At 71.1% G+C, this 20,795-nt stretch carries 17 protein-coding genes and 22 pseudogenes; 20 read left to right on the forward strand and 19 right to left on the reverse strand.

The genetic code is table 11. From position 1 onward, the window contains the following. Nucleotides 1-19 precede the first annotated feature (19 nt). On the reverse strand, nt 20-223 hold the full coding sequence (locus FF86_RS69160) for a helix-turn-helix domain-containing protein (protein WP_128423664.1): 204 nt from the start codon (nt 221-223) through the stop codon (nt 20-22). A gap of 701 nt (nt 224-924) precedes the next feature. On the opposite strand from FF86_RS69160, the pseudogene FF86_RS60350 reads away from it, so the two are divergent. Then, nucleotides 925-1,422 (forward strand): annotated as a pseudogene (locus tag FF86_RS60350) (DUF6036 family nucleotidyltransferase); the annotation flags it as partial. Between the two features lie 956 nt (nt 1,423-2,378). On the opposite strand, the pseudogene FF86_RS60355 reads toward FF86_RS60350, so the two are convergent. The 4 pseudogenes from FF86_RS60355 to FF86_RS60365 form a co-directional block, all read right to left on the reverse strand. Next, nucleotides 2,379-2,597 (reverse strand): annotated as a pseudogene (locus FF86_RS60355) (epoxide hydrolase); the annotation flags it as partial. 1 nt (nt 2,598) lies between these two features. Beyond that, nucleotides 2,599-2,853: pseudogene (locus tag FF86_RS63390) on the reverse strand (epoxide hydrolase); the annotation flags it as partial. 1 nt (nt 2,854) lies between these two features. Further along, a pseudogene (locus FF86_RS60360) lies at nt 2,855-3,159 on the reverse strand (alpha/beta fold hydrolase); the annotation flags it as partial. A gap of 1 nt (nt 3,160) precedes the next feature. Continuing rightward, nucleotides 3,161-3,494 (reverse strand): annotated as a pseudogene (locus FF86_RS60365) (epoxide hydrolase N-terminal domain-containing protein); the annotation flags it as partial. 73 nt (nt 3,495-3,567) lie between these two features. Between FF86_RS60365 and FF86_RS69165 the strand changes: the two are divergent. From FF86_RS69165 to FF86_RS69175, 3 genes and pseudogenes are all read left to right on the forward strand, one after another. Then, a partial coding sequence (locus FF86_RS69165; RefSeq protein ID WP_396230174.1) for a TetR/AcrR family transcriptional regulator occupies nt 3,568-3,973 on the forward strand: 406 nt, incomplete at its 3' end. A 1-nt stretch (nt 3,974) separates the two neighbouring features. Further along, nucleotides 3,975-4,122, forward strand: a pseudogene (locus FF86_RS69170) (hypothetical protein); the annotation flags it as partial. Between the two features lies 1 nt (nt 4,123). Further along, nucleotides 4,124-4,221: pseudogene (locus FF86_RS69175) on the forward strand (hypothetical protein); the annotation flags it as partial. Between the two features lie 951 nt (nt 4,222-5,172). On the opposite strand, the gene FF86_RS29290 reads toward FF86_RS69175, so the two are convergent. From FF86_RS29290 to FF86_RS35090, 3 genes and pseudogenes are all read right to left on the reverse strand, one after another. Further along, a partial coding sequence (locus FF86_RS29290; RefSeq protein WP_242419846.1) for a bifunctional adenosylcobinamide kinase/adenosylcobinamide-phosphate guanylyltransferase occupies nt 5,173-6,505 on the reverse strand: 1,333 nt, incomplete at its 5' end. Between the two features lies 1 nt (nt 6,506). After that, a pseudogene (locus FF86_RS60370) lies at nt 6,507-6,618 on the reverse strand (cobalamin biosynthesis protein CobU); the annotation flags it as partial. Between the two features lie 97 nt (nt 6,619-6,715). Next, entirely contained in the window at nt 6,716-6,886 is a 171-nt protein-coding gene (locus tag FF86_RS35090; RefSeq protein ID WP_009742877.1) for a hypothetical protein, read from the reverse strand. Nucleotides 6,887-7,218: 332 nt separating this feature from the next. Here FF86_RS35090 and FF86_RS29295 point away from each other — a divergent pair, with 332 nt between their 5' ends. The 6 genes and pseudogenes from FF86_RS29295 to FF86_RS29310 all read left to right on the forward strand — a co-directional run bounded on the left by FF86_RS29295 (nt 7,219) and on the right by FF86_RS29310 (nt 9,617). Next, nucleotides 7,219-7,431, forward strand: a complete 213-nt coding sequence (locus tag FF86_RS29295) for a hypothetical protein (protein ID WP_044888471.1) — start codon at nt 7,219-7,221, stop codon at nt 7,429-7,431. Nucleotides 7,432-7,501: 70 nt separating this feature from the next. Next, nucleotides 7,502-8,305, forward strand: coding sequence for a patatin-like phospholipase family protein (locus FF86_RS29300; RefSeq protein WP_044888482.1), 804 nt, complete (start codon nt 7,502-7,504; stop codon nt 8,303-8,305). 161 nt (nt 8,306-8,466) lie between these two features. Further along, nucleotides 8,467-8,558, forward strand: a pseudogene (locus FF86_RS60375) (nitroreductase family deazaflavin-dependent oxidoreductase); the annotation flags it as partial. Between the two features lies 1 nt (nt 8,559). Continuing rightward, nucleotides 8,560-8,792, forward strand: a pseudogene (locus tag FF86_RS60380) (nitroreductase/quinone reductase family protein); the annotation flags it as partial. Nucleotide 8,793: 1 nt separating this feature from the next. Beyond that, nucleotides 8,794-8,952 (forward strand): annotated as a pseudogene (locus FF86_RS60385) (nitroreductase family deazaflavin-dependent oxidoreductase); the annotation flags it as partial. 68 nt (nt 8,953-9,020) lie between these two features. Next, nucleotides 9,021-9,617 carry a TetR/AcrR family transcriptional regulator gene (locus FF86_RS29310; RefSeq protein WP_044888473.1) on the forward strand — a complete coding sequence of 199 codons (597 nt, stop codon included), beginning with the start codon at nt 9,021-9,023 and terminating at the stop codon, nt 9,615-9,617. Between the two features lie 43 nt (nt 9,618-9,660). Here FF86_RS29310 and FF86_RS29315 read toward each other — a convergent pair whose 3' ends face one another. From FF86_RS29315 to FF86_RS60420, 9 genes and pseudogenes are all read right to left on the reverse strand, one after another. Beyond that, nucleotides 9,661-10,518: an enoyl-CoA hydratase/isomerase family protein gene (locus tag FF86_RS29315; RefSeq protein WP_055408960.1), complete on the reverse strand. Its 858-nt coding sequence runs from the start codon at nt 10,516-10,518 to the stop codon at nt 9,661-9,663. A gap of 30 nt (nt 10,519-10,548) precedes the next feature. Then, nucleotides 10,549-10,878: aldo/keto reductase (locus FF86_RS60390; RefSeq protein ID WP_242419847.1), on the reverse strand; the 330-nt coding region annotated here is incomplete at its 5' end. 1 nt (nt 10,879) lies between these two features. Further along, nucleotides 10,880-11,132 (reverse strand): annotated as a pseudogene (locus FF86_RS60395) (aldo/keto reductase); the annotation flags it as partial. A 1-nt stretch (nt 11,133) separates the two neighbouring features. After that, nucleotides 11,134-11,364 (reverse strand): annotated as a pseudogene (locus tag FF86_RS60400) (aldo/keto reductase); the annotation flags it as partial. A gap of 1 nt (nt 11,365) precedes the next feature. Next, a pseudogene (locus tag FF86_RS60405) lies at nt 11,366-11,514 on the reverse strand (aldo/keto reductase); the annotation flags it as partial. Between the two features lie 80 nt (nt 11,515-11,594). After that, nucleotides 11,595-11,761, reverse strand: a 167-nt coding sequence (locus FF86_RS60410) for a DUF3043 domain-containing protein (protein WP_242419851.1), incomplete at its 5' end; no start/stop codon positions are given. Between the two features lies 1 nt (nt 11,762). Continuing rightward, nucleotides 11,763-12,203 (reverse strand): annotated as a pseudogene (locus tag FF86_RS29325) (DUF3043 domain-containing protein); the annotation flags it as partial. Continuing rightward, a partial coding sequence (nadA, locus tag FF86_RS60415; protein WP_242419848.1) for a quinolinate synthase NadA occupies nt 12,203-13,227 on the reverse strand: 1,025 nt, incomplete at its 5' end. The pseudogene FF86_RS29325 and the gene nadA, both read right to left, overlap by 1 nt. A 1-nt stretch (nt 13,228) precedes the next feature. Beyond that, nucleotides 13,229-13,408: pseudogene (locus FF86_RS60420) on the reverse strand (quinolinate synthase NadA); the annotation flags it as partial. Nucleotides 13,409-13,924: 516 nt separating this feature from the next. Between FF86_RS60420 and FF86_RS60425 the strand changes: the two are divergent. From FF86_RS60425 to FF86_RS29340, 3 genes and pseudogenes are all read left to right on the forward strand, one after another. Continuing rightward, nucleotides 13,925-14,082 (forward strand): HesB/IscA family protein (locus FF86_RS60425; protein WP_396230176.1); only part of this gene is annotated, 158 nt, incomplete at its 3' end. Nucleotide 14,083: 1 nt separating this feature from the next. Then, nucleotides 14,084-14,287, forward strand: a pseudogene (locus FF86_RS60430) (HesB/IscA family protein); the annotation flags it as partial. 284 nt (nt 14,288-14,571) lie between these two features. Beyond that, nucleotides 14,572-15,462, forward strand: an 891-nt coding sequence (locus FF86_RS29340) for a carbohydrate kinase family protein (RefSeq protein ID WP_242419849.1), incomplete at its 3' end; no start/stop codon positions are given. Between the two features lie 142 nt (nt 15,463-15,604). Here FF86_RS29340 and FF86_RS29345 read toward each other — a convergent pair. Continuing rightward, nucleotides 15,605-15,889, reverse strand: a complete 285-nt coding sequence (locus FF86_RS29345) for a sulfurtransferase TusA family protein (protein WP_236706255.1) — start codon at nt 15,887-15,889, stop codon at nt 15,605-15,607. Nucleotides 15,890-16,093: 204 nt separating this feature from the next. Further along, nucleotides 16,094-17,242 carry a cysteine desulfurase family protein gene (locus tag FF86_RS29350; protein WP_044888477.1) on the reverse strand — a complete coding sequence of 383 codons (1,149 nt, stop codon included), beginning with the start codon at nt 17,240-17,242 and terminating at the stop codon, nt 16,094-16,096. A 245-nt stretch (nt 17,243-17,487) separates the two neighbouring features. On the opposite strand from FF86_RS29350, the gene coxB reads away from it, so the two are divergent. From coxB to FF86_RS29365, 7 genes and pseudogenes are all read left to right on the forward strand, one after another. Next, nucleotides 17,488-18,468: a cytochrome c oxidase subunit II gene (coxB, locus tag FF86_RS29355; RefSeq protein ID WP_044888478.1), complete on the forward strand. Its 981-nt coding sequence runs from the start codon at nt 17,488-17,490 to the stop codon at nt 18,466-18,468. Beyond that, nucleotides 18,465-19,401 (forward strand): cbb3-type cytochrome c oxidase subunit I (locus FF86_RS60435; RefSeq protein WP_396230175.1); only part of this gene is annotated, 937 nt, incomplete at its 3' end. The genes coxB and FF86_RS60435, both read left to right, overlap by 4 nt. A 1-nt stretch (nt 19,402) precedes the next feature. Beyond that, a pseudogene (locus FF86_RS60440) lies at nt 19,403-19,538 on the forward strand (cbb3-type cytochrome c oxidase subunit I); the annotation flags it as partial. A gap of 49 nt (nt 19,539-19,587) precedes the next feature. Continuing rightward, a pseudogene (locus FF86_RS60455) lies at nt 19,588-19,657 on the forward strand (hypothetical protein); the annotation flags it as partial. A 59-nt stretch (nt 19,658-19,716) separates the two neighbouring features. Then, a pseudogene (locus tag FF86_RS60465) lies at nt 19,717-20,147 on the forward strand (cbb3-type cytochrome c oxidase subunit I); the annotation flags it as partial. 14 nt (nt 20,148-20,161) lie between these two features. Further along, a pseudogene (locus FF86_RS63395) lies at nt 20,162-20,213 on the forward strand (cytochrome c oxidase subunit 4); the annotation flags it as partial. Between the two features lies 1 nt (nt 20,214). Continuing rightward, nucleotides 20,215-20,563 (forward strand): annotated as a pseudogene (locus tag FF86_RS29365) (cytochrome c oxidase subunit 4); the annotation flags it as partial. Nucleotides 20,564-20,795: the final 232 nt, after the last annotated feature.

Raw genomic sequence — 20,795 nt, forward strand, 5'->3', positions numbered from 1 at the left:
CATTAGTGGCGACGGTCTACTAGTCAGTGAATACTAGACATCCACCGCCTCGGACCAGCTTGGCAGGTAGGGCACCGGCCTTCCACACCCGCCGCCACCGCTCCACCGACCGCTCAGTCACCCGCAACCCAGCGGCAACCTCCCGGTTCGACACACCCTGTTCGAACAAATGCGCGGCTTCTTGTCGTATCCGTTCCCGGCGATCTCGATCCTCAGCGGTCAACCCNCCACCCNTCNCATACCTCATACCAACGGACTACCCAACCCCCAACGATCACCCCAGCGATCACCACCGGATCAACCCGACCCGGCACATTAAAGATCAGTAGGAGACGGNGGCGCCCTGGTCGCGACCTGTGACCGACCGTAGTCCACTGAAGCCGTCACCTTGTCGCGCACACCGAAAATCATGATCAGCAGCGTAGTGNGGGAACGTGGACCCGTTGAGTGCCTTCCGGACCGTTGACGACGCCGCCGCCGTCGCGGCCGGCATGGTCGCGGCCGAGTCACGCCTCCAGGACATCTGGCGGCACATCGTTGTCCAGCTGCTCGACGACTACACCAGCGTGCTGCGTCACCAGGGCCTTGATGCAGCCCAGGCGATGTGGACCGACCGCCCCCGGCCGTCCGGCGACCGGCGAGTGGACGCTGCTCTCGCCGCGCTCGGAGAGTATCTCGCCCGCCGCAACGGCTGGCCTGCCCCCCCGTGGGTGCGCGACCCGGCGCTCGAGGCGGTGCCGTGGTGGTTCGTCACCGCGCTCAAGGGCCTGCATCCCCGGGCGCTGGTCGAGTCCCCGCTGTCGTTCCGCAAACGCGGCGTGTTCATCACCAGCGGCGCGCTCCAGCGGGCGTGACATGACCGGCCCCGGCCTCGGCCGCGAGTCGATCACCGGTCTGCTCCGGGAGCGCAACGACGAACTGGGNCGGCGCGGAGCCAAGGCCGACCTGTTCCTCGTCGGCGGGGCCGCGCTTGCCCTCGTCTACGACGCGACCCGCTCCACCCGCGACCTTGATGCCGTCTTCCTGCCGACCGACGTCGTCCGCGCCGCGGCCTCCGCGCTCGCCGAACGCCACGCCCTCCCGGCCGACTGGCTCAACGACGCGGTGAAGGGCTTCCTGCCCGGCCCAGATCCGGCCGCGACCAGATACTTCGAGGCCGACCACCTCACCGTCGACGTCGCCTCCGCCGAATACCTTCTCGCGATGAAGCTGTTCGCGTCCCGGGTCGAAGCCGACGCCGACGACATCGCGTTCCTCTACCGCACGCTCGGCTATACCACCGTCGACGAAGGCCTCGACCTCGTCCAGTCCGTCTACAGTGACCGCCCGATCGACGCGAAGGCCCAGTTCCTCCTCGAAGTGATCGTCGACTCTCTCCACGGTCGCAGCGGCCACACGGCCACTACTGACGACCCTGCCTGACCCTGGCCGCAGCACGTCCAGCGCCGCCAATGCAGTGGGAGCAGCGCAGCCGCCCGATCTGCGTGAACGGCTCACACGTCGCCGACCAGCGCGAACGCGGCCGGCCACGGCGGCTCACCCCCGCCGCCCGTGAGCGTCTGACTCTTTCCAGGCCACGACGCGGTCACCGGCCCCGCGGCAGACCGGCNAGAGGGGACGGCAGGGGTCTGCGGCCCCGGCGCGCACGCTGTGCGAACAGGGGGCGATCGGCACCGGGTGGACAATCAGCGTCACGGCGATGCTCCCGTCTCGGCGCGCTCCGTGACCGCCACCCTAGGACCGAGAGGCTGTCGACGTGGGCGAGTTGTCCCGTTCGGCAGGATCGCGGCCGGGGCGCGCCGAGCCGCCTGCGGGCACCGGCTCTCCACCCCAGGCGGCGTGTCGCAGATCACATCCGGAGAATGGGGTCCACAGAACAACCCTGATCGGCTTCGATGGACGTCGACAGCAGCGATCAAGATCGTTTCAAGGTGCGGGGTAAGTACGGGATGATCTAGCCTTGGCCACGCCCTGAGGACCCTGGAAGTGGCTGTCTACCTGCGGGTTTGGTGGACCATGTGTACCAGCATACGAACCGGTTGATCTTGATTCCCGGTCCCGAAATCACCGTCCGGCCGGTCGCCACACGGACCCTGACCTCGGACGATGTTCCGTGACCGCGCCGACCACTACATCATCTACCGCATCGAACAAGCGTTCCGAATTCCTGGCGGTGCCGGACGCTTCCGCCCGTCTTGTGACCGTGATCGTCAGCGTGGTGGTCGCGTTGACGTTCTGCTTCGGGTTCGNCAATGTCCTCCCGCTCGGACNGCGTCTCAGAGTTTCTGCACCTTGACCCGAACGAGTCACTATCTAACCCTGAGGGAGGCCCGCTGATCACATTGGTATCCTCGGGCCCATTCAGCCACCGGTGCGTCTCAGCGCAAGGGTGCGAAGGTGGCTCGGACATCGGCCACGAATCCGTGGGGCTGTTCGAGTGCGGTGAAGTGGCCACCGGCCGGAAGTTCGTTGAAGTAGACGACGTCGCTGTAGCGGCGTTCCAGCCAACGACGAGATTTCCGCACATGCTCCTTCGGTGACATCGTGAATCCGACCGGCAGCTTCGTGGGGGATTCGATGGTCGCGGGGGTCGACCANCTGGCCTGCTCGAGTTCCCAGTAGAGGCGGGCGGCGGATGCGCCGGAGTTGGGTAGCCAGTACATCATGATCTCGTCCAGCAGCTCATCGAGGGTGAACGTGGCTTCCGCGTCACCCGGGGTGCCGCAGGTATCCTGGATCATGGCATAAACCCAGGCGGCCTGGCCCACGGGTGAGTCGGCGAGCGAGTAGCCGATCGTCTGCGGGCGGGTCTGCTGCTCTTTGGCGTAGCCGGACAGGTTGTCCCAGAAGTACNGGGCGCTGCGCAGCATGGCTTGTTCTTCCGGTGTCGCGTCCGCGATCTCATCCGCGGTCGGCCCGAACATTGCGAAGTTCAGGTGCATTCCCAGCAGGGCTGCCGGTTGCCGACGGGCGATCTCATCCGTGACTCCACAACCGAGATCGCCGCCTTGGGCGGCCCACCGGTCGTAGCCGAGCCTTTCCATGAGAACGATCCACGCTCTTGCGATGCGCTGGAGGTTCCAGCCGGTCTCGGCGGGCTTGGCGGAGAACCCGAAGCCGGGCAGCGTGGGGATGATGAGATGAAACGCGTCCCGGGGGNTTCCCCCGTGGGCGGCCGGATCGCTCAGCGGGCCGACCACCTTCCGGAATTCCAGGATCGACCCGGGCCAGCCATGAGTCATGATCATTGGTAGGGCCTCCGGTTCGGGGGACCGGATGTGCAGGAAGTCGATCGGCAGGCCGTCGATGGTCGTCCGGTACTGACCAGCCTCGTTCAGCCACCGTTCCGTCGGCCGCCAGTCGTAACTGTCCCGCCAATGCTCGACCAGGTCCCGCAGCCGTTCCAGGGTCGGGCCCTGACTCGAGTCGCTCACGGTCCGACCGGCCGGCCACCGGGTGAGGACGAGACGGCGGCGAAGGTCGTCGAGCTGCTCNTCAGGGATGGCGAGGGTGACGGGCTCGATGGTGTNGTTCATCGGTGATCCCCCTTCGGGGCGGTCGCGTATGATGTGTACGATACCGTACCGTACACATTGGAGTCGATCTGTGCCTGCTCCCGCCGCCCGTCGGACCACGGCTGACCTCGGTCGGCCCTCTCGCCGTGGCGAGGCGCGCCGGGGAGCGATCCTGGACGCGGTCGCGGAGCTGGTGACGGAGGTCGGCTACGAACGCGTGACCGTCGACGCGATCGCGGCACGAGCCCGGGCCTCGAAGACCACCATGTACCGACACTGGCCGGGGAAAGCCGAGCTGGTCGCGGACGCTCTGCGCCGCCGCGCGGAGAGCAACGACCCGGAGGTCACCGACATGGGCACACTGCGTGACGACCTCACCGCCGCGGTCGCCGGCATTGTGCGCACCCTCACGGGAGCGCCATCGCTCCTCGGACTACTGGAGGGGATCCGCGACGATGNGACCTTGCGGAGCCTGGTCCGATCCCAGATCGATGAGAACGCCGCGGACGTCGGCCGGGCCATCTGCACCCGTGCGACCGCACGCGGGGAAAGCGTCAACCTCGCCTCGGCCGACCGGGTCATGTCCCTCGCCGTTGCCGCGCTCTTCNTGGACATTCTGCTCACTGGCGCCGCGCCCGACCCGGCCGCGCAATCCGCCCTCATCGACGATGCACTCATGCCCATCCTGCGGGCCGTGGAGCAATGACCAGCGGGCACACCCTCAGCCGCGTGACGACTGCCTCCGCCCCATGCGGCCGGGTGGGCGCGTGGGCGGAGAGATTGCCGAGACGCAGCCGCCGCTCGAAACGCTGGCGAAGCTCAGCAAGGCCACCGGTTTGACCTTTGACCTTCACGTCGCCAATGGAGCCGTCGAGATCGTTCAGGTCGCCAAGGCCGCCGCTCGCGGCTTCACGTTCGTGTTCGACTCGACCGTGCTCACCGCCCTCTCCTACGCTCGGCCGTTGGTCGAACAGCTACTAGCGCGCCACACAGTGGGTGATCGACCGGCCGACATCATCGTCGAGGCCGAGCAGGATCTTGCACTACTACAGCTCACGTCCCATCGCTTGCCGGGTGCACGGATCTACACGATGGCGCAGGCCCACGGATCNCACGACAGGATCGACGAGCTTCTCCGCATCCCGCCCGCAGGCACGACCGTGGAACCGGTTGAGGTCGGGGCAAGCGAAGAAACAGTGACTGCTCGCCGGGCGCGGGGCGGACGCATCCACCCGGCGCCCGGCAGGGAAGGGTCGCACGGGCAGGCAGAACAGCGCCGTGCTCGGCGGGGCGAGGTGCGCGCGGGGCCTTGTCTAAAGTGGATCTGTGGAAGGACCTACTTCCTATCGGGGCCCCGCGTTCTACGTCTCAGCACCCCAGAGCCGTGACGCCCCGCGACCACTACCGAGCGTGGCGACCCGTTATGGGGAAAGCGAGGTGCCGTGGCCGAGGCGAGGGTCGGTATCGGACGTCACCGCCAGAGCCCGGGCCGCCTGGAAGCCCCGGCAATGTACGAACCGGGCCTTTGCGCCCGCTGACCTGCACCTACAGAATCCTGACCATCAAACCGATTGATAGGTCAAACCTATTTGCCCAGGTCGGACGCTAACTACGCAGCGTGGTGGGGCGGGTGGGGCTTGAACCCACCATGGACGGCTTAGGAGTCCGTGGCTCGGGGGCGTAGCCGGATCGCCGTGCCCGCCACAACCTGCCAGACCTCGTCGGAGGCGGCGGCGAGCTCGGCGTTGAGGCGACCGAGCGCGTCGCGGAAGCGGCGGCCGGCGGCCGTCGGCGGCACCACTCCGGAGCCGACCTCGTCGGTGACCGCGACCACGCGGCGTGGGGTGTGCCGCCACGCCTCGATCAGCTCGCTCGTGCGGGCCGCCAGCTCCGGGTCGTCGAGTGTTGCCGCGACCCACAGCCCGATCCCGTCGATGAGCAGCGGCGGTCCCGGCGAGCGCAGCAGCGGCACCAGATCGAGGGTCTCCACGGTCGTCCACGCCGCCGGTCGGCGCTCGCGGTGCGCAGCGATCCGCACCGACCACTCGGCGTCCGGGGGAGCCGTGGGGTCTGGGGGCACCGACGTGGCGACGTACACCACCGACGGCTCGGCGAGCAGCCGGCGCTCCGCCTCGGCGGACTTCCCCGACCGGGCCCCACCGGTGATCAGTACCCGGTGCGGCGGGGGCGTCGCGGAGCTCGGAGATGCGGCGGGGCGTGTGAGGTGCGGGGCGGGAGCCGGGGACTGGACGGCTGGGAGCGGGGCGCGGGGCACCAGGTCGAGGACGGCACCGTCTTCGGGCGCCTGCGCGCCGAGCAGGGCGAGGCGGCGGCCCAGCTCGTCGCCGGGGGGATTGCGGTGGCTCAGGTGGACGGCGAGCACCTGGGTGCCCTCGACCACGGCGCCGCGGCGGCGCAGCTCCGCGACGACCTCGGCGAAGGTGTCGAGGCCGAGGTGCTCGCCGAAGCCCGGCCGGTCCCCGTTGTTCTCCTCCAGCAGCACCACGTCGTAGGCCCGGCCGGCGACGGCGGCGAGGGTGGCCGCCGGCAGCGGTGCCGCGGTGTCGCAGCCGTAGAGCAGCCGGCCGCCGTCCGGCGCAGTGACGTCGTAGAGCACCCCCGGGCCGATGCTCGCGTCGCCGTGCCGGGCGGCCAGCGGCCGGACGAGGTAGCCGGCGCCGTCCGCACCGAGCCGCAGCGGTGCCCCTGCCGGCCCGGTCTGCGCCGTCGGCTCCTCCGTCGGCCCGGTCTCGGCCGTGGGCCCGGCATCCTCCGCCGATGCCAGAGCGGTAACGAACCGCAGGGCGGAGCCCTCCCGGGTCGGGTCGGTCCCCTCCCACCGGGTCAGGAACTCGCGACACACCGCCAGCGCCGCGGGCGGCCCGACGACGTCGAGCGGCCGACCGGCGGCGGAGGACCACGACCGCCACATCAGGCTCTCCGGACCGAGGTGGTCGGGATGCGCGTGACTGATCAGCAGGTGGCGCAGGNCGGAGAGCCGGACACCGAGCCGGGCGGCGGTCCGCGGCACGTCGGGCCCGCAGTCGATGAGCAGCGCGTCGTCGACGAGGACGGCGGTCTGCCCGCGGACGGCGTGCTCCCGNGCCCAGGCGCAGGACGCGCAGTCGCACCACGGGTTCGGCCAGCCGTCCGCCGAACCCGTGCCGAGCAGCGTTACTCGCACCGCCGCCGCGTCCGGCTCAGACGTGCGGGTGGCGCTTGCGCTCCCACCGGGTCATCAGCGCAAGCACCGCCGCCAGCAGGAAGATGGCCACGAAGGTGACGATCACGGCAGCCCACCAGGTCAGGGGCGGATCATGCTCCGCGGACTCGGCGGCGAAGGCTGCAGCGTTGTAGACGGTCGTTCCCACGCGGGTTCTTCCTCCTCGACCGGATGTACCGGATGTGCGCTCGACGTCGCACGTCGTTCCATGTCCTGCCGGGGCAGACGTTACCGGCGTCGTGGACATCCTGACGCGGGTGCCCGCGTGCGCGCCAGTGGCGTGCGGCACCGAACCGCCGGTCCGCTCGGCCGATCTGCCGCGGAGTATCGGCCCTGGCGAGGCCGACGACGGGCGGCGCGCTGATCCGGGGCGCCGCGCCGCCGCGGGGCACACGGTTGGATGGGTCCACCGGTCGAACGATCGGGCGATCGCGCAAGGCGGCCGGCCGACTCGGGCCGCCCGGGAGAAGGGACCCACGCATGACCTGGACCTGGCGTTACGAGGGCGACGACGGAACGATCACCACGGTCGGCGGTGCGTCGAGCTCCGAATCCTTCACCAGCCAGGGCGACGCCGAGACCTGGCTCGGGGAGACGTGGCGCGATCTGCTCGCGGCGGGCGTCGTCCAGGTCACCCTGCTCGACGCCGGACGGCGGATCTACGGCCCGATGAGCCTGCGCCCGGTCACCTGATCCCGACCGGGGCCTTGACGGCCTTGAGGGCCTTGACCTCACCTGGCCTTGAGGTATGACGCTGGCGGGCATGACCTTCTCCGGTGCGACGGCGGTTGTGCTGGGTCCTGGCGGCCTCGTCGGTACCGCGTGGCTGCTCGGGTTGGCGGCCGGGCTCCGCGCCGACGGCGTCGACCTCGCCGAGGCCGGCCTGGTCGTGGGCACCTCGGCGGGCGCGATCGCCGGGGCGGTCCTGGCCACCGGCGGCGACCTCGACCGCCTCGCCACCCTGCCCGGCCCGCAGCGGCGCCCGGATTCCCGGCTGATGGCGGAGGTGTTCACCACCCTCGGCGACTCTGGGCTCGACCCGGCCGAGGCCCGCCGCCGCGTGGGCAGGATCGCGCTCACCGCCCCGACCGTCCCCGAGCAGGTGCACGTAGCAGACGTGCGGTCCCTGACCGGAACAGGGGACTGGCCGGGCCGGCCGATGCTGATCACCGCTGTGGATGTCGAGACCGGCCGGCCCGTCGTCTGGGACCGCACGAGCGGGGTGGCGTTGCCCGTGGCCGTCGCGGCGAGTTGCGCCATGCCCGGCGCCTACCCGCCGGTCACGGTCGACGGCCGCCGCTACATGGACGGTGCGCTGGGTGGAGGGTCCCACACCCACCTGGCCGCCGGCGTCGCCACCGTCGTGGTGATCGAACCGCTGGCACACAGGTTCGGGGCCGCCGCTGCGCCGGCCGGTGCCACCACCGTCGTACGGATCGCGCCCGACGAGGCTGCGCAGAACGCCTTCGGCCCCGACCCGGGTGACCCGACTCGCTGGCAGCCCGCCTACCAGGCCGGCGTGAGCCAGGCCGGCGAAGCGGCCGGACGCCTCCACCTGACCACGTAGACCATCACCGGCGCCGGCGCCGGCGGTGACGCCCGCGCCGGCGGTGACACGGGCCGTGATGCGGTCGCCTTCGTGTCCGTTGACAACGGTCAGGCTAACGGTGTTAGCTGATGCTGCGGCTAACGGTGTTAGCCGATCTGTCGTCCCGGAGGTGCAGTCCCATGACCGAGCAGCGTGACCAGGCGTCGTCCCGTTCCGGCGGCGCGCACTACCTCGCGCCCGGCTGGTTCACCCGCAACGTGGCCAACCGCCTNGTGGCGCTCGTGACCCGGGCCGGCGTGAGCGTGCTGGGCAGCCGGGTGCTGGAGGTACGCGGCCGGACCAGCGGCCAGCCGCGGCGGACCCCGGTGAACCTGCTGACCCACGAGGGGCGGCAGTACCTGGTGTCCGCCCGTGGCCACGGGCAGTGGGTCCGCAACGTCCGTGCCGCGGGCGGCGAGCTGACCTTGCTGCGGGGGCGTTCGCGTACGCTCTACCACGCCGACGANCTGGCCCCGGCGGACAGCGTCGCCGTGTTGCGGGCCTACCTGAAGCGCTGGAAGGCCGAGGTCGGCGCCTTCTTCGACGGGGTCGGGCCCGACTCCACCGACGAGGAGATCCGCCGGATCGCCCATCGCCATCCGGTCTTCACACTGACCGCGCGCTGACCGGTCGATGCGTCGCCCCGGCGCCGCGGGAGGCAGGGGACCGGGCGCGCGAGAGAGGGACGGGACGGATGGGGACGCCGCAGGGTCCGGGCCGGCTGCCGCTGGCGCCCGTCGCGCCCCGGCCCGCACTGGCGTCGCCCTCGCCGCGGGTCGGCGAGATCATCGCGGTCGCGCGGGAGGTGCTGGAGAAGGAGGGCGCGGCGGCGCTGACGATGCGCCGGCTCGGCGAGCTGCTGGGCATCCGCGCCCCCTCGCTGTACAAGCACCTCGCCGGCAAGAACCAGCTCGAGGCCAGGCTGGTCGACGCCGCCCTGGTCGAGATGGGCGACCTGCTGCATGGCGTCGTCGACCGCGCCGACGCCGCGAGCGTGCTCGGCGACCTGCTGGCCGCCTACCGCGCCCACGCCCGCGCGCACCCGAACCTCTACCGGCTGGTCACCTCCGGCCCGCTGCGCCGCGACCAGCTCACCGCGGGGGTGGAGGACTGGGCGGGGGAGCCTTTCTACCGGGCCACGGGGGAGCCCTACCTCGCGCAGGCGCTGTGGGCGGCGGCGCACGGCACGGTCATCCTCGAACTCGACGGTCGGTACCTGCCGGGCTCCGACCTGGATCGGACCTGGGCCGCGCTGACCGCAGCGTTCAGCCGACCCGTCGCCGGCGCCTGATTCCGTTCCCGCCGCGTCACGCCCGCCCCGCGGCCGAGGGACGTCACGGGCCGCCCAGCCGGCTGCTCAGGGCGGCCCCCTCGGCGAGCTCGCGGCGCAGCACCGCGCGGGCAACCTCGACTTCCGGCCGCGCGCTTCCGGCTCGCTCGACCTGCGTGTGCTCGACGGCCGGGCGTCCGGCTCCCGGCCGGGGTGCCACCGCCGGCCCGGCGGATCCGGCCCGCAGCAAACGTTTGGTGGCCGCCACCGCGGGCGCCGGGAAGGCGCCGATGCGCGCGGCGAGCTCGCCGGTGACGGCGTCGAGGTCGGCGTCGGGGCAGCGGCGGATCGCCAGGCCGTACTCGACGGCCTCGGCGCTGCTCACCCAGCGCGAGGTCAACAGCAGCTCCGCGGCCCGCTGGGCGCCGACCGCCCGCGGCAGCAGCACCGAGCTCATGGCCTCGGGCACCGTCCCCAGCTCGGTGAACGGCGCCCGCAGCCGCGCCGACTCCGCGACCACCACCAGATCGCAGTGCAGCAGCATCGTCATCCCCAGGCCGACGGCCGCCCCGTGCACCCCCGCGACAAGCGGCTTGGACAGGCCGGCCAGGGCGAGGACGAGCGCCTCGAAGTCGGCGACGAGCCGGCCGCGGTCGGTGCCGGGGAGCTCGGTGAGATCCGCGCCGGCGCAGAACGCCCGCCCGGCGCCGGTGAGCACGACCACCGCCACCGCCTCGTCGCCGTCCGCCGCCACCAGCGCCGCCCGCAGCGCCCGGTAGGAGTCCGCGGTCAGGGCGTTGAGCCGATGAGGACGGTTCAGCGTGAGCCACCGGACCGGTCCGGCGTCGCGGGCCAGGACGAGCTCACCCGCCGCCGGCGGGGGTAACTCGCCTTCGGCGGAGGTCGGGTCGGCTGTGCTCACCGGTCACCTCGATCGGGCTCGGCGGCGGCCTCAGCCGCGTTGGATGACGTCGGCGAGCACGTCGTCGATCCGCTTGAGCAACGCCGGGTCGAGGGTCACCCCGGCCGCCTTGACGTTCTCCCGCACCTGCTCCGGCCGGGAGGCGCCGATGATCGCCGAGGCGACGTTGTCGTTCTGGAGCACCCAGGCGACGGCGAGCTGGGCCATGCTCAGGTCGGCGTCCGCGGCGATCGGGCGCAGGTCCTGCACCGCGGTCAGGACGTCGTCGTTGAGCAGCCGCGAGATGAACCGCTCGCCGGTTCCGCCGGTGGCGCGGCTGCCGCTCGGCGGCGGCTGACCGGGCAGGTACTTGCCGGTCAGNACGCCCTGCGCGATCGGCGACCAGACGATCTGGGAGATGCCGGCCTGCTCGCTGGCGGGCACGACGTCGGCCTCGATGGTGCGCCACAGCATCGAGTACTGCGGCTGGTTGGAGATGATCCGGTCCAGACCCAGCTCGCCGGCGATCCGCACGGCGTCGGTGATCTGCTCGGCGGACCACTCCGAGACCCCGATGTAGAGCACCTTGCCGGCGCGGACCAGGTCGTCGAAGGCCCGCAGCGTCTCCTCCAGCGNCACCGTCGGGTCGTAGCGGTGCGCCTGGTAGACGTCGAGATGGTCGGTGCGCAGCCGGCGCAGCGAGGCGTGGGCGGACTCGATGATGTGCTTGCGGCCGAGGCCCTTGTCGTTCTCGCCGGGGCCGGTCGGCCAGTAGACCTTGGTGAACAGCTCGTAGGACTCCCGGCGGACGCCCTGGAGGGCGTCGCCCAGGACGGTCTCGGCGCGGGTGCCCGCGTACACGTCCGCNGTGTCGAAGGTCGTGATGCCCTCGTCGAGGGCGGCGCGCACGCAGGCCGTCGCCGCGTCCGCCTCGATCTGATCACCGTGGGTGATCCAGTTTCCGTAGGAGATCTCGCTGACGGACAGGCCGCTGCGCCCCAGGCGCCGATGCTTCACGTCACAAACCTACGACGGCGTCCACCCACCCCGGCGAGGGTCCGCGTAACCCACGCCGGGGCTCGCAGCCCAGCTGGGGGCTAGGGTCGCGCGTCGCCGCGGGACACCCGCGGGCGGGGCAGCCGCCAGCGACGCGGCAGCAGGGCCCGCTGGGCGGCGTAGGCGCGCACCCGCACCCGCGAGTCCGGGTAACGCTCGGCGACCTTGCGGCTCACCTGCCAGGAGAGCACGATCGAGTCGACGACGANCGCGATGATGCCGAGCAGCATCAGCAGGGTCGCGGCGAGCCGGACGACGCCGTTCGGGATCAGCCCACCGACGAAGTAGACGACCGCGGCCACCAGGAAGAACGGGCCGACGGTGAGCCGGGTGTCGACGAGGTCGCGCGCCAGCACCCGCTCCGGGGCGCGCTCGCGTGGCGGCAGCCGGCTGACGTCCCCGGACATCATCGCCGCCCGGTACTCCTGGCTCTGCCGGCGGCGGGCGGACTTGGCGTCCTGACGACTCGCGCCCTTGCCCGTCGGCGCGGCGGTCTTGCCACGGGCGGCCCGGGCCTCCGAGCGTTTCGGCGTGGGTCGCCCCTTCGCCGCGGTGCGCCGCGGGTCGGCAGACGGGTCCTGCTCGTCGAGTTCGACCTGCTCGGCGAGCGGTTCGGACTCGGCGGAGCCACGCCGCTTCAGCAGGGCCATCAGGGCAGAGCCAACATCTGATCGAGTGCCTTCCGGGCAAAGGTGGCCACGTCCCGGTCGACGGCGATCTGGTTGACCGTCTCGCCGCGGACGAGTGACTCCAGCGTCCAGACGAGGTGCGGCATGTCGATCCGGTTCATGGTGGAGCAGAAACACACCGTACGGTCCAGGAAGACGATGGTCTTGTCGGGGTGCCGCTTCGCCAGGCGCTGCACGAGGTTCAACTCGGTACCGATGGCGAACGCCGAGCCGGCGGGGGCGGCGTCGACGACGGAGATGATGTACTCGGTGGAGCCGACCAGGTCCGCCGCCGTGACGACCTCCCGGCGGCACTCCGGATGCGCCAGGACGGTGATCCCGGGAATGCGGGCGCGCACCTCGTCGACGCTGTCGCGGGTGAAGCGCCCGTGGACCGAGCAGTGCCCGCGCCAGAGGATCATCTTCGCCTCGCGCAACTGGCGGTGGGTCAGCCCGCCGCCGGGGCGGTGCGGGTCGTAGACGACGCAGTCCGCCTCGGTCATCCCCAGCTCGCCGACGGCGGTGTTGCGCCCGAGGTGCTGGTCGGGCAGGAACAGCACGCGGGCCCCGCCGCGCTCGCCGAACGCCCACTCCAGCGCCCGCCGGGCGTTCGAGGAGGTGCAGATCGTGCCGTCGTGCCGGCCGGTGAACGCCTTGATGGCGGCCGAGGAGTTCATGTAGCTGACGGGGACGGTGTCCGCGGCGACGCCGGCGTCGAGCAGGTCGTCCCAGGCCTGCTCGACCTGCTCGGCGGTGGCCATGTCGGCCATCGAGCAGCCGGCGGCGAGGTCGGGCAGGATGACCCGCTGGTGTGCGCCGGTGAGGATGTCAGCGCTTTCGGCCATGAAGTGCACGCCGCAGAAGACGATCGCCTCGGCCTGCGGGCGCGCGGCGGCTTGCTGGGCGAGCTTGAACGAGTCGCCGGTCACGTCGGCGAACGCGATGACCTCGTCGCGCTGGTAGTGGTGCCCCAGGATGAAGACCCGGTCACCGAGCGCGGTTTTTGNGGCGGCGGCGCGGGCCGCGAGGGTGGGATCGGCGGCCGGCGGCAGCTCGCCGGGGCAGTCGACGCCACGTTCGCTCGCCGGGTCCGACCCGCGGCCGAGCAGCAGCAGGGCCAGCGGGGACGGGGTGACGCCCACCTGCGCGAGGGCCGGATCCCGCCCGAGGGTCGGATTGATCGTCATGGCGCTCCTCTGGTCGACCGGCCCGCAGCCTGGCCGCCTGGTCGTCCGCGCCGACCGACCGGCGATCCCGCCGGGGCCGTCCGCGAATGGTCGATGAGACTCTAACTCCCCGCGACCATCGTATGTGGAGCTCCGCCGGTCGGGCGCCGGCTTGTCCGGGTTGTTCGGGCCGTTCGGGCCGTTCAACCTGGTTCCGGTCGCGGACGTGAACGGGGTCACGAAGGTGGCCGGAGGCGATCGGAGGTGATCGGAGGTGATCGGCGTCTCGTGGCCCGCAGGTCGGCGCCATGGCCCGGCTCCGTTGGCATCGCTACGATGGGAAGCGGATCCCGTCCCATGGTGTTGGGCANGAACGTCGGCGCAGACGCTGTGCCGTGCCCGGGGCGTCGGCCGAGGCGACTCGGCTCGCCGCGGGCAGTACCCGACCGGATGCAACCGACCGGAAGCGCAGTACCCGACCGGAACCAGTGATGCCTGGCACCTCAGGCACGTCCAGCAAGGGCAGGAGTAGTCCTTATGACCGTTCAGGACACGACGGAGACCGCGACGCAGTCCTCGACCGTCATCCTCACCGACACGGCCGCCGGCAAGGTCAAGACCCTGCTGGAGCAGGAGGGCCGGGATGACCTCAAGCTGCGCATCGCAGTGCAGCCCGGGGGCTGCTCGGGCATGCGNTACCAGCTCTTCTTCGACGAGCGGTCCCTCGACGGTGACACCGTCCTGGACTTCTCCGGTGTCAAGGTCGTCCTCGACCGGATGAGCTCTCCGTACCTCGGCGGCGCGACGATCGACTTCGTCGACACCATCGAGAAGCAGGGCTTCACCATCGACAACCCCAACGCGCAGGGCTCCTGCGCCTGCGGCGACTCGTTCCACTGATCGACCAGGCGGCCACCCTGGGCCGCCGTCGGCGGCCGCCCCCCAGCCCTGGTGCATTCCTCTCACCAGTGGCACGGAGGTCGTAGCCGGCTCCCGCAGGCGCCGCCGAATAGTTCAGCACCGAAGAGCCCGGTTCGACCCACCGCGGTCGGGCCGGGCTTCTTCGTCTTCCCCGGCGGCCGCGTCCTCCGTGGCGCTGTCCGTGGTTCGGTCACGGCCCGCGGTTCGGTCACGGCGGCGGGGGCTGTTCCGAGCCGCCACAGGTGCCGGTAGGCTCCACGATCGTGCGTATCGCCGTGACGGGTTCCATTGCCACCGACCACCTCATGCGCTTCCCGGGGCGGTTTGCCGAGCAGTTGCTCGCTGATCAGCTCCACAGCGTGTCGCTGTCCTTCCTCGTCGACGAACTCGTGATTCGTCGCGGTGGGACCGCGGCGAACATCGCGTTCGGTCTTGGCCGGCTCGGCCTGCGCCCGGTCCTCGTCGGTGCCGTCGGCGAGGACTTCGCCGACTACCGCTCGTGGCTCGACCGGAACGGAGTGGACACCACCACCATCCGGGTTAGTGAGATCGCGCACACGGCTCGCTTTGTCTGCACCACCGACGAGGACCTCAACCAGATCGCCTCCTTCTACCCGGGGGCGATGAGCGAGGCCGCCGAGATCGAGCTCCGGCCGATCTCGGACCGCTTCGGCGGGCTGGACATGGTGATCATCAGCCCGAACGCGCCGGACGCGATGGTGCGCCACAGCCGGGAGTGCCGCGAGCGCGGCTACGCCTTCGCCGCCGACCCGTCCCAGCAGTTGGCGCTGCTGGAGGGCCCGCAGATCCGTGAGCTCGTCGACGGCGCGGCCTACCTGTTCTGCAACGAGTACGAGAAGGCGCTGCTGGCCAGCAAGTCCGGCTGGAGCGACGCGGAGATCCTGGCGAAGGTCGGCGTGCGGGTCACCACCCACGGCAAGGACGGCGTGGTGATCGAGGCGCCGGAGAGCGACCCGATCCGCGTCCCCGTGGTGCCTGCCCGGGCCACCCCGGACCCGACGGGCGTCGGCGACGCTTTCCGCGCCGGCTTCTTCGCCGGGCTGTCCTGGGAGCTGCCGCTCGAACGTTCCGCCCAGGTCGGCTGCCTGCTCGCCACCCTGGTCCTGGAGACCGTCGGCACGCAGGAGTACACGNCCGAGCCGTCCGACATGCTCAAGCGGATCACCGAGGCCTACGGCGCCGACGCGGCCGCCCAGATCGCCGAGCACCTGCCCACGGTCTGAACCGACAGAACCGGCTGAACCGACAGAACCGGCTGGGCCGTGGGCCGCTCGTTCAGGCGAGGCGGCGGATGACGAACTCCTCGCCGCCGGCCGGCAGCGCGCGCGCCGCCACCAGTTCCTGACCGCGCAGCCGGCACCAGGCCGCCACGTCCGGGCCGGCTGCCGGGTCGTCCGCCCAGAGGGTGATGGTGCCGCCGGGCACCACCGAGCCGAACGCACGGGCGAGGTCGATGATCGGCAGGGGGCAGCGCCGGCCACGCGAGTCCACCGTCGCCGCCGGCGCGGGGCTGTCCTGATCGGGGTCGGTCCCGGCGTCCGCCGGCCCGTCCGTGGTCATCGCCTGCTCACCTCCCGAGGCCCTGAGCGGGCACGTCACAGGCCGGTCCGGGCCGGGCCGGGCGTCGGCGGATCCGGGTGACGTTGGTCGCCCGCCGCCCCGGGCCTGCCGTCCCGGCCCGGCCGGCCGCCTGTCGTGTCGTCCTGGGCCGTTCGGATCCTGGGGGCCGTCCGGTCACAGTCCGTCCGGTCACAGTCCGTCCGGTCACAGTCCGTCCGCTCCCAGGCGCGCCCGCACGGCCCGCACGGCGCCCGGCAGAACGTCGAGGAGGGCGTCGAGATCGGCCCGGGTGGAGTCGCGGCCGAACGACACCCGCAGGTTCCCCTGGGTCAGCGCGCCCATGGCGACCAGCACGTGGCTCGGGGTGAGGGTGTCGGAGGTGCAGCTCGACCCGGAGCTGACCGCGATGCCGGCCCGGTCCAGCTCGGTCAGCAGCGCCTCGCCCTCGACGTACAGGCAGGAGAAGGCGGTGATGTGCGGCACGGTCGGGGCCCGGTCCGGATCGCCGAGCAGCTCCACCCCGTCGACGAGCTCGGGCAGCCGGCGCCGCAGGTCGCGGACGTAGCCGGCCAGCCGCGGGCCCTCCGCCGCGAGTTCCGCGGTGCGGGCGGCCAGCGCGGCGGCGGCGGCCACGATCGACGGGACGTCCGGATAGCCGGCCACCCGCCCGCCCTCGCGCTCGTCGGCCGGCCCGGGGCTGCGCCAGCGGGTTCCCGTGCGCACCGCGAGGATGCCGACCCCGGCCGGGCCGCCGAACTTGTGGGCGCTCGCGGTCAGCAGGTCCGCGCCGAGCGCGCCCAGGTCGACGGGCACCCGGCCGACGGTCACGGCGGCGTCGGTGTGCAGCGGGACGCCCGCGGCACGCAGCCGCTCGGCGACCTCGGCGACCGGCTGGACAGTGCCGACCTCGTGGTTGGCGTGCTGGAGGCTGGCCACGGCGGTGCCGGGAACCGGCGCGAACGCCGCCGGATCGACGCGTCCGAAGCGGTCGACCCCCACCTCGACGAGCCGCCCGCCGGCCTGTTCGTGGTGCTGCGCCGCATGCAGCACGCTGGAGTGCTCGACCGCGCTCACCATGATCAGATCGCCGGCGCGGCGGCGGGCGGACGCCGTGCCGAGCAGGGCGAGCGTGGCCGCCGCGGTCCCGCTCGCCGCGAAGCTGATCTCGTCGGGCCGGGCGCCGAGAACGCCCGCGACGGTCTCGCGGGCCGCGTCCAGCAGCATCCGGGCGCGCCGGCCCTCCCGGTAGAGCCGCGCCGGATCCGCCCAGCCGTCCTGGAGCGCCACCCCAAGCGCCTCCCGGGCCGCGGGGTGCAGGGGGGTGGTCGACGCGTGGTCGAGATAGGCCGACACGGGTGCGACGCTACGCCGTGACGGGCCCTGGGGGGCGTGCGTCACAGGCCCTTGATGGGGCCTGTGGCGAGAAGCTGCCGGGCCGCTGAGATACGCTGCTGCCGCACCATCTACAGCGTGTCGAAGACAGCATGTCGTCCGGAGGGATCGACCGGGGTGACATGGCGTTTCTGGGGTCTCGCGGATGGCGGCGGACAGCCTCCGCCCCGTCGACGCGGGCCGCTAGTCGTGGGAGGCAGGACCTGGTGAGGAGATCCTTCGGTCGGACCCGGCCGTCGGTCGCGGATGTCGAGGACACGCCGACGACGCCGGCTGACTCCGGCGGTGCGGGCGGGGTCGCGAACGACGCGGTCGAGGCGGTTGGCACGGTCGGCGCCCATGGGAGGCGACGGGCGCGGCCGGTGCGCCGACCCCTGCGCCTGGTCGGCGCGCTCGCCGTCGTGGGGATCGCGGCGACCGCCTGCGACAAACCCAACTTCGGCTACCCGGATGGTGTGACCAACCACACCCCGCGGCTGCTCAATATCTGGCAGGGCTCGGCGATCGCTGCGCTGATCGTCGGCGCGGTCGTCTGGGGCATGATCCTTTACGCGGTCGTCGCCTTCCGCAAGCGCAGCGACGTGCTCCCGCGCCAGATCCGCTACAACCTGCCCGTCGAAATTCTGTACACCGTCGTTCCCGTCGTGATCGTCGGCGCGATATTCTATTTCACCGCGCGCGACGAGTCGAAGGTCACGAAGCTTTCGGCCCACCCGGACGTCACGGTGGACGTCATCGGCTTCCGGTGGAACTGGCAGTTCAAGTACATCGACCCCGGCGCCGGTCACACGGGGCCGAACCAGATCGAGGTCACCGGCCGGCCCGGTGAGCCCGCGGTGCTGGTCCTGCCGCAGAACCGGTCCATCCGGTTCGTGGAGACCTCGCCGGACGTCATCCACTCCTTCTGGGTGCCCGAGTTCCTGTTCAAGCGGGACGTCGTGCCCGGTCGGGTCAACCAGTTCGAGCTCACCGTGACCAAGACCGGTACCTTCATCGGTCGCTGCGCCGAGCTCTGCGGGACCGACCACGACCGGATGAACTTCTACGTGAAGGTCGTGCCGCAGGACGAGTACGACAGGTTCATCACGGAGCGGCAGAATGCGGCTGTTCCGTCGACGTCGGCCGGGACGACGACCGCCGCCGCCGCCAGCACCGCAACCACTGCCACCACCGGGAGCGGACAGTGACCCTCGTGCAAGAGTCGGGCGTCGGCCACGCCGAGCCCGAGCAACCCCACCTACCCAAGCGGACGAACCTGCTCGGCTACCTGCGCACGACGTCCCACAAGGACATCGCGGTCATGTACTTCGTGACCTCGTTCGCGTTCTTCCTCTTCGCCGGCATCCTGGCCATCATGATGCGGGCGGAGCTCGCGCGGCCGGGACTGCAGTACTTCTCCAACGAGCAGTACAACCAGTTGTTCACGATGCACGGCACGCTGATGCTGCTGATGTTCGCGACGCCGATCGCGTTCGCCTACGCGAACTTCCTGGTGCCGCTGCAGATCGGCTCGCCGGACGTCGCCTTCCCGCGGCTGAACGCGCTGTCCTACTGGTTCTTCCTGTTCGGCAGCCTGACCGTCATCGCCGGCTTCCTCACGCCGAACGGCGCGGCGTCGTTCGGCTGGTTCGCCTACTCGCCGCTGAACAACGAGATCTACTCGCCCGGGGCGGGCTCCGACCTGTGGATCGTCGGCCTGACCATCTCCGGTCTGGGCACCATCCTCGGCGCCGTCAACATGATCACCACGATCCTGACGCTGCGTGCGCCCGGTATGACGATGTTCCGGCTGCCGATCTTCTGCTGGAACTTCCTGGTCACCTCGATCCTTGTGCTGGTCGCGTTCCCGGTGCTCGCCGCGGCGCTGCTGGCGCTGGAGGCTGACCGCCGGTTCGGTGCGCACGTGTTCGATGCCGCGAACGGCGGAGCGCTGCTCTGGCAGCACCTGTTCTGGTTCTTCGGCCATCCCGAGGTCTACATCCTCGCGCTGCCGTTCTTCGGGATCATCAGCGAGATCCTGCCGGTGTTCTCCCGCAAGCCGCTGTTCGGCTACAAGGGCCTCGTCTTCGCCACCATCGGCATCGGCGCCCTGTCGATCGCGGTGTGGGCGCACCACATGTNCGTCACCGGCGCGGTGCTGCTGCCGTTCTTCGCCTTCCTGTCGTTCCTGATCGCGGTGCCGACCGGCATCAAGTTCTTCAACTGGATCGGCACGATGTGGCGCGGGCAGCTCACCTTCGAGACGCCGATGCTGTTCNNNCTCGGCTTCCTGGTGACNTTCCTNTTCGGCGGGTTGACCGGGGTGNTGCTGGCCAGCCCGCCGATCGACTTCCACGTCAGCGACAGCTACTTCGTCGTCGCCCACTTCCACTACGTNNTNTTCGGNACCGTCGTNTTCGCCGCNTNCGNCGGCACCTACTTCTGGTTCCCGAAGNTCACCGGCCGGATGATGAACGACCGGCTGGGCAAGATCCACTTCTGGACGGTGTTCTTCGGCTTCCACGCCACGTTCCTGGTGCAGCACTGGCTGGGTCTGCGCGGCATGCCGCGGCGCTACGCCGACTACTCGCCGACCGACGGCTTCACCACCCTGAACACGGTCTCCTCGGCGGGGTCGTTCCTGCTGGCCCTGTCGACGCTGCCGTTCATCTACAACCTGTGGCACTCGTACCGCAAGGGCCAGCTCGCCGTCGTCGACGATCCCTGGGGCTACGGCAACTCGTTGGAGTGGGCGACGTCCTGCCCGCCGCCGCGGCACAACTTCCGGACGCTGCCGCGGATCCGCTCCGAGCGGCCCGCGTTCGACCTGCACTTCCCGGCCACGGTGGGCCGGGTCGACTACCACGCGACACCTGAGATCGGTTAGGGGACGGTGATCGTATGAAGGTGGAAGGCATCATCTTCAGCTTCTTCGGCGTCTTCGCCGGGGCTGNGGCGCTGGTCTACTGGTTCTGGGCGAAGGACCCGACCGGCACCGCGGCGCTCACCCTCACCACCGGGTTGGGTCTGCTGGTCGGCGGCTACCTCATCTTCACCGGCCGCCGGATCGGTATGCGCCCGCAGGACCTCCCGGACGCCGAGGTTGCGGACGGTGCCGGCGAGCTCGGGCACTTCACGCCGGGCAGCTACTACCCGTTCCTGATCGGCGCGAGCTCGGTGACGGCCGCCATGGGCCTCGTCTTCGGGATCTGGCTGCTCGTCCTCGGCCTGGCAATGGTCGTGGTGTTTGCGACCTGCCTCGTGTTCGAGAACTTCTGGCACCCCCCGGTGCCCGAGGACTGAGACGTACCCCGCGGCCCGGGCGGAGCCCGGCCGCGACCTCTGCGCCAGCGGGGCCGGCAGATGCTTCGGCATCAGCCGGCCCCTTTGCGTGGCGGAGCGGTGCCGGTGGGTCGGAAGTGGTGAGCGGAGCGGCTGCGACTAGGAGACCACTGAAAATCTTGCGGGTCCGGGTTCTGGTGTGGTGGTCGACGCCAGTGTTGTGATCATGCAGGGTGAGTGGGTGGGCGAGCTG

Origin of the sequence: Frankia sp. CpI1-P, from assembly GCF_001421075.1 — a bacterium.
Classification (GTDB): Bacteria; Actinomycetota; Actinomycetes; order Frankiales; family Frankiaceae; genus Frankia; species Frankia torreyi.